This window comes from Paenibacillus sp. FSL R5-0923 (assembly GCF_038009145.1).
Taxonomy (GTDB): domain Bacteria; phylum Bacillota; class Bacilli; order Paenibacillales; family Paenibacillaceae; genus Paenibacillus_AQ.
On sequence record NZ_JBBPAT010000001.1, the window covers coordinates 2288668 to 2302566 of the forward strand.

The 13899-nt window shown below is 43.7% G+C and carries 11 protein-coding genes; all 11 read left to right on the plus strand.

All coding sequences use genetic code 11. The features are described from left to right. Window positions 1-74 precede the first annotated feature (74 nt). On the plus strand, window positions 75-1880 hold the full coding sequence (locus MKX35_RS10180) for a cache domain-containing sensor histidine kinase (RefSeq protein ID WP_256716316.1): 1806 nt from the start codon (window positions 75-77) through the stop codon (window positions 1878-1880). Beyond that, window positions 1865-2632 carry a response regulator transcription factor gene (locus MKX35_RS10185; protein ID WP_076299684.1) on the plus strand — a complete coding sequence of 256 codons (768 nt, stop codon included), beginning with the start codon at window positions 1865-1867 and terminating at the stop codon, window positions 2630-2632. Before MKX35_RS10180 ends, MKX35_RS10185 begins: the two co-directional genes overlap by 16 nt. Window positions 2633-2727: 95 nt before the next feature. Then, the gene (locus MKX35_RS10190; RefSeq protein ID WP_076299683.1) at window positions 2728-4032 is read left to right on the plus strand and encodes an ABC transporter substrate-binding protein; all 1305 of its coding nucleotides are present in this window, start codon (window positions 2728-2730) and stop codon (window positions 4030-4032) included. A 91-nt stretch (window positions 4033-4123) separates the two neighbouring features. Then, window positions 4124-5008 carry a carbohydrate ABC transporter permease gene (locus tag MKX35_RS10195; protein WP_231573337.1) on the plus strand — a complete coding sequence of 295 codons (885 nt, stop codon included), beginning with the start codon at window positions 4124-4126 and terminating at the stop codon, window positions 5006-5008. A 63-nt stretch (window positions 5009-5071) separates the two neighbouring features. Beyond that, complete coding sequence (locus MKX35_RS10200; RefSeq protein WP_076284811.1) at window positions 5072-5899, plus strand: carbohydrate ABC transporter permease; 828 nt, start codon at window positions 5072-5074, stop codon at window positions 5897-5899. A gap of 19 nt (window positions 5900-5918) precedes the next feature. Then, a complete protein-coding gene (locus tag MKX35_RS10205; protein WP_076299682.1) occupies window positions 5919-8168 on the plus strand; it encodes an FAD-dependent oxidoreductase in 2250 nt (749 codons plus the stop codon). A gap of 212 nt (window positions 8169-8380) precedes the next feature. Then, entirely contained in the window at window positions 8381-9553 is a 1173-nt protein-coding gene (gene hemW / locus MKX35_RS10210; protein ID WP_076299681.1) for a radical SAM family heme chaperone HemW, read from the plus strand. Window positions 9554-9646: 93 nt separating this feature from the next. After that, a complete protein-coding gene (locus MKX35_RS10215; protein WP_042194380.1) occupies window positions 9647-10138 on the plus strand; it encodes an N-acetyltransferase in 492 nt (163 codons plus the stop codon). A 104-nt stretch (window positions 10139-10242) separates the two neighbouring features. Next, the gene (hrcA, locus tag MKX35_RS10220; protein ID WP_042191003.1) at window positions 10243-11274 is read left to right on the plus strand and encodes a heat-inducible transcriptional repressor HrcA; all 1032 of its coding nucleotides are present in this window, start codon (window positions 10243-10245) and stop codon (window positions 11272-11274) included. 62 nt (window positions 11275-11336) lie between these two features. Continuing rightward, window positions 11337-11918, plus strand: coding sequence for a nucleotide exchange factor GrpE (grpE, locus tag MKX35_RS10225; protein WP_042191002.1), 582 nt, complete (start codon window positions 11337-11339; stop codon window positions 11916-11918). A gap of 114 nt (window positions 11919-12032) precedes the next feature. Continuing rightward, window positions 12033-13880 carry a molecular chaperone DnaK gene (dnaK, locus tag MKX35_RS10230; RefSeq protein ID WP_042190999.1) on the plus strand — a complete coding sequence of 616 codons (1848 nt, stop codon included), beginning with the start codon at window positions 12033-12035 and terminating at the stop codon, window positions 13878-13880. Window positions 13881-13899 lie beyond the last annotated feature (19 nt).

Consider the following 13899-nt stretch of genomic DNA (forward strand, 5'->3'; position numbering starts at 1 on the left):
TCTATTTTTTTAAGCAGGAGCAGATTACAATAGGGGGAAGGATTGTAAGCACATACAAAGTGAGGGGAGTCCTCGTGAAGCGATTATATTTGAAACTTACGCCAAGTACCTTTAAGAATCGGATTTTGTTAGCTTTCTTACTGTTGGTACTAACACCCATTGCCATGCTCGTTCTGTATAACTTCAAAGAGACAGAACAAATGCTTCAGGATAATGCGGAAACGAAGAACATAGAGCAGCTTATTGGGATTAAGAATGGTTTTGTTGATCTCATGAGTCTCGTTATGAAAACAGGGTCATTACTTGAACAAGATACAACGATTTTATCGATAATGAAGAATCCCGAGCAATCGGATGAAATCACGAGAAAAAAGCTCGTTGAAAACAAGTTTGGAGCGATTGAAAATACATTCTTCATGAGTGGAGCGACGGTGTATTATACTTTAATCGACCTTCATGGAAACGCATACACTTCCTTTATGCCGAGGGAAACCTTGAGCTACGATGAAATCCAATCGGAGGATTGGGTTCAAGCATTGAAGCGAGAAGGAGCAAATCGATTTATATGGAATCCGAATGATAAGAATAATGTGGTCCGGGAAAGTACGACAAGTAAGAAAATGCTTAGCCTCTATGAGGTTATGCGTGATAATGGTTTTAACATTTATGCCTATGCAAGACTAAGTATCGATTATGAGGAGTGGTTTACTAGATCAACGTTAGGGAGTAAACAGGAAGGTTCTTTTTTTCTGCTCGATGCCTCAGGGAGAATGATGCTTAATCCGGATAAGGATGAGACCTTTTCTCCAGATATTGCGCAGAGTATTGTGAAGAGTGATCACCAGCGGCAGACAGAGCGTGCTGCATCTATCATCGATCCGAAGGAGAAGAGCTTATACACATACAGCTACATCGAAGAGTTGAATGGTTATGTCGTTAAAAAGGTACAGCTAGCACAGCTATTTCTTGAGGTGTATAAGCAGAAGCAACGATTTTTTGCTGTATTTGGAGTCATACTACTGCTATTTGTTCTATTAACTTATTTTATATCATCGACGATTACAGTGCCGCTAAAGAAGCTGCAGAAGAAGATGGAGATGACCGCTAAAACGAATCTCAAAATGAAATTACCCGAGCAAGGGCGGGGAGAGATTCTTGCACTGACTCAGAGTTTCAATATAATGATCCATGATTTAAATGAGCTATTGCAGCGTCTTCAGCTTGAAGAAAAACAGAAGCAATTCGTTCGATTTCAGGTGTTACTTTCGCAGATGAATCCACATTTCCTACTAAATACATTGAATACGATAAAGAGCATCGCCTTAGATAAAGATGATGATGAAATTTATGAAATTTGTGTTGCGCTAGGCAAAATATTGGAAACAACATTAAATACTGAAGTGGATTTGATTCTGTTAAAGGATGAGATTGTACTCATAGAATCTTACATGGAGATTCAGCGGCAACGCTTCGGACATGGGATTGAAATTCAATATGATATCAACGAGGAACTACAGTACGCATTAATCCCTAAATTCTGTCTTCAGCCCTTAATTGAAAATAGCTTGATTCACGGCTTCGGTCAGTCTGTGAAACAAGGGAGAATTGATATTTCCGCTAAGGTGACTGGACAGCAACTATATCTGCAGGTTAAAGATAACGGCATGGGGATAGATAGAGCACAGCTGAATAAGGCTGCACGGAAACGAAAAGGAATCGGTGTTCAGAATATTAGGGAGAGCTTAGAGCTGTTGTTCAAGAATCAACGGACAGGCATGGACATTGTATCATCAGACACAGGAACTGAAGTGATTATCCATTTTCCACTTCTTATTTCAAAACCTTACGATGGAGGTAAGCTCACATGTGGAGAACGTTAATTGTGGATGATGAACAACCCGCGGTTAAAAGTATACGGAAGTTATTCTTAAAGGCTGGAATCCCGTTTGAAATTATAGGTGAGGCGGAGAATGGAGAAGTAGGCTTGCAAATGATTCGTGAGCTTCGACCTGATGTGGTAGTGACGGATATCAATATGCCAGTGATGGATGGGGTGAAGCTCCTTCAAGTTGCGCGAGAGGAAGGCTTCGACTGCCGATTTGTAATGTTGACCGCATTGAGTGAATTTGAATACGCTCGGCAAGCGCTCGTATTTGGAGCTTCGGACTACATTCTGAAGCTATCTTTAGATCTCCAAGGTTTGAAGCAGACCATGGGTAAGGTTCATGCCGAGCTGGAGCGAATGGTGAAGATGAAAAAGGCCGATAAATGGTTTCCTGAGAAGCAACAAACGGGACCGACAGATCATGTGGAGATGAACAAAATAATTGCTTATATTGAAGAGCATTATTCTGAGGACATCTCGCTCAAATCCATGTCAGAGTTGATACGAATGGATGCCAGCTATATAAGTGACTTATTCAAGAAAAAGACAGGGAAAACCTTGACGAATTATATTCAAGAGCGGCGTATTCAGGCTGGAAAAATGCTGCTTGCAGAGACGAAGCTAACAATTAGTGAGATTGGGCAGCAGGTGGGCTTTGAGAACGATAATTATTTTATTAAAATTTTCAAAAAGTGGTGTGGCGTCACGCCAAATGAATTTCGCAAAGAACCAAAAAACGTTCTATAGTTTCCCAAATGTAGTTCATCCCCCAGAATCCGCTCTGATGATAAAGTTATAGACGTAGAGCACAACACATAATCCTTCCAAGGGGGAAGATATCGATGAAGAAAAAGTGGTATCCTGCAGTGCTTTCTGTCTTATTAGCAGGTACGATGCTGGCTGGTTGTGGTACTAGTGGAAGTAATGATGCGCAGGGCAGTGCAAATGGACAAACAGCAAAGGAGAAAATAAAACTTACGATGTGGGGGGCAGTTCCTGCAGAAGCCGGGCCTCAAGCTGTAATTGATAACTGGAATAAAGATCATCCAGACATTCAAGTCGAGTATATCCGTAATGTAAATGATGATGCTGGAAACTTAAAGCTGGATACTGCCTTGATGACCAATCAAAACATAGACCTTTTCATGAACTACGATCTTGCTCATTTACAGAAACGTATGGATGCAGGCGTTGCCTTGGATCTAAGCACGAAGACAGATTATGATATCGACAGCCAGATCGGCGAGGACGCAGCAATGTGGAAAATCAATGATAAGTACTATGGGATTCCTACAAAGAAAAACATGGCGTTTGTGTGGTTGAACAAAGATATGCTGGATGCAGCAGGATTACCGATTCCTGCGGTGGACTGGACCTGGTCAGATCTTGAGGAGTATGCGAAGAAGCTAACGAAGCCTGGTGTGTACGGATTATTGCAGGCAGATTCCTCCTTCTCAACAACGATGGACGGTACGCTTGCTGGAATGGGTGTGAAACAGGCGGATGGTACTTCAAACTTTGGGAATGATCTATGGAAAGAACACCTGGAAATATTGCATAACATGATGTTCGTGGACAAATCCACACCGGAATATGGCGAGCAACTGACCAGTAAAATGCCGGTTGACACCATGTTCTTGCAAGGCAAAGCGGCAATGCTGGCAGCAGGTGAGTTTATTTTCCGAAATGCGAACAACTTGAAAGACTATCCGCATGATTTCAAAACCGCGTTCGCCGCTATTCCAAAAGTGAATAAAGATCAAAAGGATTATAAATATTCGGGCGGTGTGGGTGACATGCTTGCTCTTAATGCGAAATCCAAGAACCTGGATGCAGCTTGGGAGTTCGCAAAATGGTATGCGGATGGCGGTATGCTGCCAATGGCAAGCGGGGGTCGTATTCCAGCCTCTAAGAGTGTAGATAGTAAGGAAGCAATGAGCCTTCTCATGAAGGGTGTGGAAGACAAATATGATACAGATTCAATGAATAAAATTGTATTCGGCAAATTCCCGTCCTTCCAGCTAAATGTAACTCAACAAGCCATTGATGCACGTAAAGAAGAGTATGAAAAATACTTCTTAAATAAGCAAGATATTGAAACCACGATGAAGAATATGCAAACCCGTTCGCAAGAGTTATTGAAGTAATGAAATAGTTAGCACAAAAGAGAAGGAGGAAGATTTCTTCGTTCTTCTCTTTCGTGTACCCATTTTTCAGCATACGAAAGGCGGCGATACCGTGAAGCGGAGAAGCTGGATGGACAGACAAGGCTGGATCGGCATGACCTTTATTCTTCCGAATATGATTGGTATTCTCTTATTCTTTATTATTCCTGCAATCTATTCCTTTGTCCTCATGTTTACGAATTATCAATTTTCAAATCCGAATTGGCAATTTACTGGGCTGGATAATCTCAAACGATTGTTCCATGACGATAATTTCTATGCCTCGATCAAATATACGGTGATATTCCTGATATCGGTTCCAGTATCGATGGTGCTCGCATTTATTGTAGCGCTATTTCTAAACCGCAGTGTGTATCTTAAAGGCGTATTACGTGGAATGTTCTTCCTACCGTATATCTCAAGTGGAGTAGCCGTTGCATTTGTCTGGATGCTGCTATTTCAGCCTTCACAGGGACCCATCAATGAAATGCTTCGCTGGATTGGCATAACATCGCCGCCAGGATGGTTTGCGGATACGGAAACCGCAATGTATGCCATTGATATCGTACAAATCTGGCTGATGCTTGGCTACAATATGATCATATATTTAGCTGCATTACAGGAAATTTCGACAGAACAGCTGGAGGCTGCCCGGATCGATGGTGCAAGCACATTCAAAACAACATGGAAAATTGTATGGCCTCTTGTTAGTCCCACAACTTTCTTATTAATGATTACCGGATTAATTATGACGATGAAATCGTTCTCGATTATTCAAGCCATTACGGCTGGAGGTCCTAGCGGAAGTACGACGGTCTTATCACTATTCGTTTATAAAACAGCGTTCAGTTATTACGATATGGGATACGCTTCAGCCATTTCATGGTTCTTGTTCGCCGTCATTCTCGTCATTACAGTCATTCAGTGGATCGGCCAAAAGCGCTGGGTTCATTACTAAATGATCCCACAAAGTGAAGCTTTGCGGGGGGCCCCGAAACCATAATTTAAAGGAGCAGGCGGTATGAATGAAAAAGCAGGAAACATGAAGGTGAAACTGCCAGTAACGATCATCATGTTTGTTCTAGGACTATTTATGATTGTGCCTTTCCTATGGATGCTCAGCACATCCTTTCAGACACCTGCCGAGGTGTTTAACAAATGGCTGCCTTCATCTCTCAACTGGAGCAATCATATTCGGGTGTGGACAGGAAGTCATGATTTTGTTCCGTATTATTTAAATTCACTTAAGATTTCAATTATTGGAACTGTGGGGGCTGTGTTTCTATCTGCCCTTGCCGCTTACGGATTTTCACGTACTTCGTTCAAAGGTCGAGATGGACTATTTGTCATATATCTATCCATGATGATGGTTCCACCTCAGGTGCTTTTTGTTCCAAAGTTTATCATGTTTAACTGGGTTGGGATTTACAATACGCATTGGGCGCTGATCCTACCAGCCATGTTCTCAATCTTCGGTGTATTTATGCTTCGGCAGTTCTTTATGAGCATTCCTAAGGAAATTACGGAATCTGCTTTTTTGGATGGGGCGGGGCATTATAAGATATTTTTCCGCTTAATTCTGCCATTAGCGAAGCCAGCAATAGCAACGTTTGCTATTCTCGATTTCTCCTGGCAATGGAATGATTATGAGAATGCGCTTGTATTCTTGCAAAGCCCTAAACTATATACCATTCCGCTTGGATTGCAGAATTTTATTCTTGAGAACAATGTGGACTACAACGGGATGATGGCTGCTTCATCGGCTGCGATTATTCCAATGATTATTATCTTCTTTGTGGGTCAGAAATACATTATTCAAGGGATTTCAAGTTCGGCTGTGAAAGGCTAACTATAGGAGGGGTACTAACATGAGAACAGAAACGGTTAAATCCGATGTAACAGTGGTCGGTGGTGGACTTGCAGGAATGAACGCGGCGATCGCTGCAGCGCGCCTAGGGTTAAAGGTAGCACTAGTGCAGAATCGTCCTGTACTTGGTGGTAACTCGAGTTCAGAGGTTCGGGTATGGGTATGTGGTGCAACAGGACATGGTGTAAATCGATATGCACGTGAGACAGGCATTATGGGTGAGTTATTCATCGAGAATCAATACCGGAACCCGGAGGGAAATCCATACTTATGGGATCTAACCTTACTCGAAGCCGTGAAGGCAGAGTCGAATATCAGCCTGTTCCTAAATACCGATGTACGCGAAGTGGAAGCGGAAGGTGAGGCAGAGGATCGGACGATTCGCAGTGTGATTGGTTGGATGATGGGATCTGAGCGGTTGATTACGTTCAAGAGTGAGGCGTTCATCGATTGCACGGGCGATGGTTTGGTTGGCTTCCTGGCAGGAGCTGATTTCCGATTAGGACGTGAAGCCCGCCATGAATTTAATGAGGAATGGGCACCTGAAGTGCCTGATAACATTACATTAGGCAGTACATTATTGTTTTATACACAGGATACAGGAAAACCGGTTCGTTATGTTGCTCCATCGTTCGCGAAGGATATTACAACAACGTCGATTCCGATCCGTCGGGTCATTCGGAGTGGAGATTCAGGCTGTCACTACTGGTGGATTGAGTGGGGCGGTGAGCTTGATACAGTGGATGAGAATGAACGTATACGTGATGAGCTATCCTCTGTTATTTATGGGATTTGGGATTACATTAAAAACTCAGGTCATTTTGATGCCGAAAATATGACGCTGGAGTGGGTTGGCTCAATTCCGGGTAAACGTGAATACAGACGGTTTGTTGGCGATACGATCTTAACGCAAAATGATATTCTTGCTCAGCGTGAATTTGAAGACCGGATTGGATTCGGAGGATGGTCGATTGATCTGCATCCACCGCAAGGGATGTACGCAGAAGAGAGCGGCTCGAAACATCTGCATGCGGATGGGATTTATCATATTCCATTTAGTTCGCTCTATTCGAAGAATGTGCGAAATCTACTCTTCGCGGGTCGGAATATCAGCGCATCTCATGTGGCTTTTGGAACAACACGCGTCATGGCAACCTGTGCGATCATGGGTGAAGCGGCTGGAGCAGGTGCAGCATTATCCGTCATCAAAGGTGTAACCCCTCGTGAAATTCGCAAGCAGCATATGCATGAATTGCAACAGGTGATGTTAAAGCAAGATGCTTCGATTATTGGATTGCGCAACGAAGATCCGCTAGATCTCGCGAGAAATAGTGAGATTCATGCGTCCAGTACGATGAAAGGCATAGTACTGGATCGACCAGCTGAAGCTTATGAGCTTTCTCATGACGTAGGAATTTTGTTTCCGGTTGAAGGAAATATCCTTGGGTTGAAGCTGCTTGTGTCAGCAAGTACTCAGTCAGAGCTGACCGTTGAGCTATGGACGACTGGGCGTGCGGAAAATTACGTTCCAGCAGAGTGTAGACAGGTTGATGTTGTAATAGTACAAGCTGGAGAGCAGCAATGGATTGATGTTCCGGTACAAGAGGAGCAGTGGAGTTCAATCGGCGAAAGTAATATCTTCGCTATTATTCGAGCTAATGAGCATATTCAATTGCATATTTCAGAAACCCCAATCACAGGTGTTATTACATTTGAGAGAGGCGTTAAACCTGTAGTTGATTCAGCGCTGGAGGATCATCAGCCAGATCAGCCGGTGATGGAGTGGAGCATGAAACAGCTTGTACGCAGGCATTTCTGTTTTGCGGTAGAAACATCCGCATATGCTGCATCCAAAGTCACTGACGGGTATGTTCGACCTTTTGCAGGGCCACATAGCTGGGTTTCTGAGCCGATGACTGCTGGTAGAACGGAGTGGGTAGAGGCGCGTCTCCCGGATGCTGCTTCAGTCTCTGAAATTCATTTTACCTTTAACGATGATGTTAATGAGGATCTTATCAACCTACATCACCATGAAACGCCATTTCTAGTGATTCCTGAACTAGTAAAGGCTTACGATGTAGAGTTGCTCATTGATGGCGTGTGGCAAGTCATGTTCCGCGTCAAAGACAATCATCGCCGGAAGAACGTACATCGTTTAGAGAACCCTGTCCTTACGGACGCTGTTCGGATCGTTATTCATGAAACTAACGGAGGAGAACGTGCAGAACTCGTGGAAATGCGGATATATTAAGAAGAAACGGCTTAGCCGTCCTTATAGGGACAGTATCCGTTTCTGCGAGAAATACAAAATATATAGGATAACGTAAAACTTATACTTTTTTGTATTTTAAAATAGAGATCATTTATAAATGATCGCCCTTGGAGGGAAGCCGTCAGGCTTCCCTTTTCTTGTTTTTTAGATTACACTAGTCAAACGATATTTTTATATAAAGGAGACAGCTAATGACCACGAATACTAATGGCCGTCCCCCTGAGGCCGTATACATTCATATTCCTTTTTGTACCAATAAGTGCTTTTATTGTGATTTTAATTCCTACGTTCTCAAGGATCAGCCGGTTATGGATTATCTCCAAGCCTTGGATCGAGAAATGGAGCTGACCGTCAAGAACACTCCACCGGGTGTTATCAAAACGATCTTTGTCGGCGGTGGTACCCCAACAGTACTGAAGCCGGATGAGATGGCTTATTTTCTAAAATCAGTTCGGACACATTTCCCAAACTGGGATAAAGATATCGAGTTCTCTATGGAAGCAAATCCGGGAACTACGGATATAGATAAGTTGACGGTTATGAAAGAAGGCGGCGTGAATCGGGTGAGCTTTGGTGTTCAGGCGTTTCAGAACGAACTCCTTACGGGTATTGGCCGGATTCATAATGTTGACGATGTATACCGCAGCTTGGAGAATGCTCGTGCAGTTGGTCTTAACAACCTGTCGGTTGACCTTATGTTTGGTTTGCCGAACCAAACTGTAGAGATGCTGGGCGAAAGTATTCGTAAGGCCTTGGAGCTTGATTTACCCCACTATTCTATTTACAGCTTGAAGGTGGAGGAGAACACTCTTTTTCACACCCTATTTAATAAGAACAAACTTCCTCTTCCTAATGAAGAAGATGAACTGCAAATGTACCTCTTGTTGATGTCATCTATGAAGGAAGCGGGCTATAACCAATACGAAATCAGTAACTTCGCAAAACCAGGTATGGAGAGTCGTCACAATATCACTTACTGGCGTAATGAAGATTATTATGGTCTTGGAGCAGGTGCACATGGATATGTGGGTCGCCAGCGTCATATTAATGTTAAGGGTGTAAATCCTTATGTTGAAGCTACACGTAAAGGGTTGCCTCGATTAGACGCATACCCAATCACTGAAGCAGAAGCGATGGAGGACTTTATGATGGTTGGCTTACGTATGCATGAAGGCGTCTCTAATGAGGCTTTTCAAGCGCAATTTGGGCGTTCGATAGAGGATGTATTTGCGAAATCCTTGCATAAGATGCTGCATGCAGGTCTACTTGAGCACGAAGAGGGGACTTACCGACTCAGCAAGCAAGGGATCCTTTTCGGGAACGATGTTTTCGCGGAATTTGTAGGTGCACTGACAGAAGTTTAATTTTAAAATACCCCTTGAATTGTAATTCACTCTGTTGTATATTTATTCATATTATCAACAGAGGGGTGAATTAAAGTGCTTGCCAAGACGGAAATGATCCGCCATTCGTCTCCAGCAGGAGACGCACAGGTGATTTGCAGAAATGCTGTGATAGAAGATGTTGAACCGTTGTATCTGATGATAGAAGAATACGCACAGCGCGGGATCATGTTGCCCCGTTCCAGGCAGGCGCTGACACGCCAGATCGATCAATTCGTTGTTGCAGAAATTGGCGGCAGATTCGTTGGCTGTGGGTCACTCTTCAGACTCGGGAATGATCTTGTAGAGATTCGATCGATCGGTCTGAATGACGAAGGTAAGGGCAAAGGTGTCGGCTCAATGATTTTAGAGAAGTTGGTTGAGGAAGCCAGAAACCAGAAAATCCCTAAGGTCATGGCACTAACCTACGCCGTAGATTTCTTTCTTAGAAACGGATTCGAAGTCGTTGAGAAAGAGATTTTTCCCGAAAAGGTATGGACAGATTGCGTGAATTGTAAAAAGCAGCATGCCTGCGATGAAATAGCAGTACTTAAGATGCTGAACTGACTTGACAATGTCAATGTCAGTTTGGTATTTTTGTATTAGTGGTTAGCACTCATCTGAGTCGAGTGCTAACGAATCGGAGCCAACAGCCGATAGGAGGGGATAACATGTTAACTGATCGCCAGAGAATGATACTAAATGCAATTGTAGATGATTATATTTCATCGGCAGAACCAGTAGGATCTCGCAGCATTTCTAAACGGGGTGATGTAGGGTACAGCCCTGCAACTATTCGAAATGAAATGGCTGACCTAGAGGATTTGGGTTATCTCGAGCAGCCTCATACATCGGCGGGGAGAATACCTTCCCATAAAGGATACCGATATTATGTGGATCATTTGGTACCGTGGAATTCCGCCGAAACGGCAGAGATGGGCACGATCCGCGCTTTTTTTGCCGAGAAGCTGAATGCGATGGAGCAGGTAATCCAACATGCGGCGATGATTCTTTCCAATATGACGAATTACACTTCCATCCTTCTGGGACCGGAGGTTTTTCATACATCATTGCGTCATTTTCAGTTGTTACCACTAGATGATAAAACCGCTGTAGCGATTATTGTTACAAGTACGGGTCAAGTTGAGAACCGTACGGTGAACATTCCGCCGGAGATATCCGTTTCCGAGATGGAGAAAGTGGTTAACCTACTGAATAGTAAGCTGGTCAATGTACCACTCTATAAGCTGAAGACTCGGCTGTATTCCGAGCTTGGCGAGGAAATGCAGCGTCACATCTCACATTATGAAGAATTAATGCAAGTGCTAGACATTGCGCTGGAAAGTGATCAAGAGCAGCGTATCTATCTTAGTGGAGCGACGAATATGCTTACACAGCCTGAGTTCAAGGATGTTGACAAGGTGAAAAGCATTCTTGATCTGCTGGAAGAGACGCCTACATTGCTCAAAATGCTGGCCCCTACAACAGGCGGCACAGGTATCCAGGTCCGAATAGGGACGGAGAACAATCATGAAGCGTTCGCTAACTGCAGTCTGATCACCGCCACTTATTCTCTTGATGGGCAGGCACTGGGGAGCATTGGTATCCTTGGTCCGACACGAATGGAATATGCAAGAGTGATGGGGATCTTGGGCATTTTATCCCGAGATTTGACAGCGATGCTGGCACACTGGTATAAGTGAACAGAGTCAACATTGATTACGTGAATGATTTTAATGAATGATTTTAAGGAGGTGAAGACAACTTGAAAAAGGAACAAGTTCAAGATGCTAATGAATTCAAAGAAGATTTGATAAATGAGGAACCTGAGGCTGATGTAGCTTCGGAAACCGACTCATTTACGGCAGAAGAAATTAGTGAAGGTGCTTCAGACACAGGTTCGGAGGTAAAACGTCTGCAGGATCTCGCTGATGAATATCAAGGACGTGCGCTACGTGCGCAGGCTGATTTCGATAACTTCCGTCGTCGTACTCAGAAGGAGAAAGAAGAGTTGGCTCAATATGCCACCTCCAAGCTCGTGACTGAATTGCTTTCAGTACTGGACAATTTTGAGCGTGCTTTAGTGACTACTCCTAGCAGCCCAGAATCCGAAGCTTTCGTGAAGGGTGTTAATATGATTTTCCGTCAGTTAGATGGGGTATTGAAGTCCGAGGGACTTACGGCTATGGAAACAGTAGGACAGCCTTTTAATCCTGAATACCATCAGGCTATTATGCAGGTGGAGAGCGAGGAGTACGAAGAGGGTATCGTAACGGAAGAGGTCCAAAAGGGATACCTCCTGAAAGATAAAGTCCTTCGTCCTGCTATGGTCAAAGTCAGCATGTAATCTGTATATATAGGACGGGCAGTATCTGTCCACCATGTACCAATCGAATTTTTTAAATATTTTATTATTTTAATGAGCGAATGCTCCATATACCTTTAGAGGAGGCAAATTATTGTGAGTAAAGTTATCGGTATTGACTTAGGAACCACGAACTCTTGCGTTGCCGTAATGGAAGGCGGCGAAGCCGTTGTAATTCCAAACCCAGAGGGCGCACGTACAACCCCTTCGGTGGTAGGTTTTAAGAAAGACGGCGAGCGTATCGTCGGTGAAACAGCTAAACGCCAAGCAATTACTAATCCTGATCGTACGATCAGCTCTGTTAAACGTCACATGGGTACTAACCATAAAGAAAGCATCGATGGTAAAGACTATTCCCCACAAGAAATTTCAGCAATGATTCTTCAAAAGCTGAAATCCGATGCAGAAGCATATCTTGGCCAAACTGTTACTCAAGCAGTTATCACAGTTCCTGCTTATTTCAATGACAGCCAACGTCAAGCTACTAAAGATGCAGGTAAAATTGCAGGCTTGGAAGTTTTGCGTATTGTGAATGAGCCAACAGCTGCAGCTTTGGCATATGGTCTGGAGAAATCCGAAGATCAAACTATCCTTGTCTATGACCTTGGTGGCGGTACGTTCGATGTATCTATCCTTGAACTGGGCGATGGATTCTTTGAAGTAAAAGCTACAAGCGGCGACAACAAACTTGGTGGCGATGACTTTGACCAAGTGGTTATGGATCATCTGGTATCCGAATTTAAGAAAGAGCAAGGCATTGATCTGAGCAAAGATAAATCTGCTGTACAACGTTTGAAAGATGCAGCTGAAAAAGCGAAGAAAGAATTGTCGGGCGTACTGACAACTACTATTTCTCTTCCGTTCATCACTGTAGTTGACGGAGTACCTCAGCATTTGGAGATCAACTTGACTCGTGCGAAGTTTGATGAGCTTACTGCTGGTCTAGTAGAACGTACTTTGGGACCAACTCGTCAAGCATTGTCTGATGCTGGTATGACGCCTGCAGACCTTACCAGAATCGTTCTGGTTGGTGGTTCTACACGTATTCCTGCTGTACAAGATGCAATTAAGAAGCTTACAGGTAAAGATCCACACAAAGGTGTGAATCCGGATGAAGTTGTAGCTCTTGGTGCTGCTGTTCAAGCGGGTGTATTGACTGGTGATGTTAAGGACGTTGTATTGCTCGACGTAACTCCGCTTTCCCTCGGTATCGAAACTGCAGGCGGCGTGTTCACGAAAATGATCGAGCGTAACACTACAATTCCTACAAGTAAATCCCAAGTATTCTCGACCTTTGCTGACAACCAACCTAGCGTTGAGATTCACGTGCTACAAGGTGAGCGCCAAATGGCGAATGGCAACAAAACATTGGGACGCTTCATGCTGAACGAGATTCCACCAGCACCACGTGGCGTACCACAAATCGAAGTTTCTTTCGATATTGATGCCAACGGTATCGTGAATGTGTCTGCAACTGATAAAGGCACTAACAAGAGCCAAAAGATCACTATCACTTCTTCCAGCGGTCTGAGCGACGCAGAAGTAGAACAAATGATGAAGGATGCCGAGCTTCACGCTGAGGAAGACCGTAAGCGTAAAGAATTGGTAGAAGCGAAGAACAGCGCTGACCAACTCGTGTATTCCACTGAGAAAGTGATCAAAGATCTTGGTGATAAAGCTGATGCTTCCGAAGTTGAAAAAGCAAACGAAGCTAAAGATAAAGTGAAAGCAGCACTTGAAACTGACAATCTTGAAGAAATCAATGCAGCTACAGAAGCATTGACTGAGATTGTACAACAGTTGTCCATGAAGCTGTACGAACAAGCTGCTCAAGCAGAGCAAGGTGCTGAAGGTGGCGCTGGAGCTGCTGAAGGCGCTCCTAAGAAAGACAATGTAGTTGACGCTGATTACGAGGTTGTTGACGAAGATAAGAATCAAGGGTAACCTTAAACGATAAGTGTAT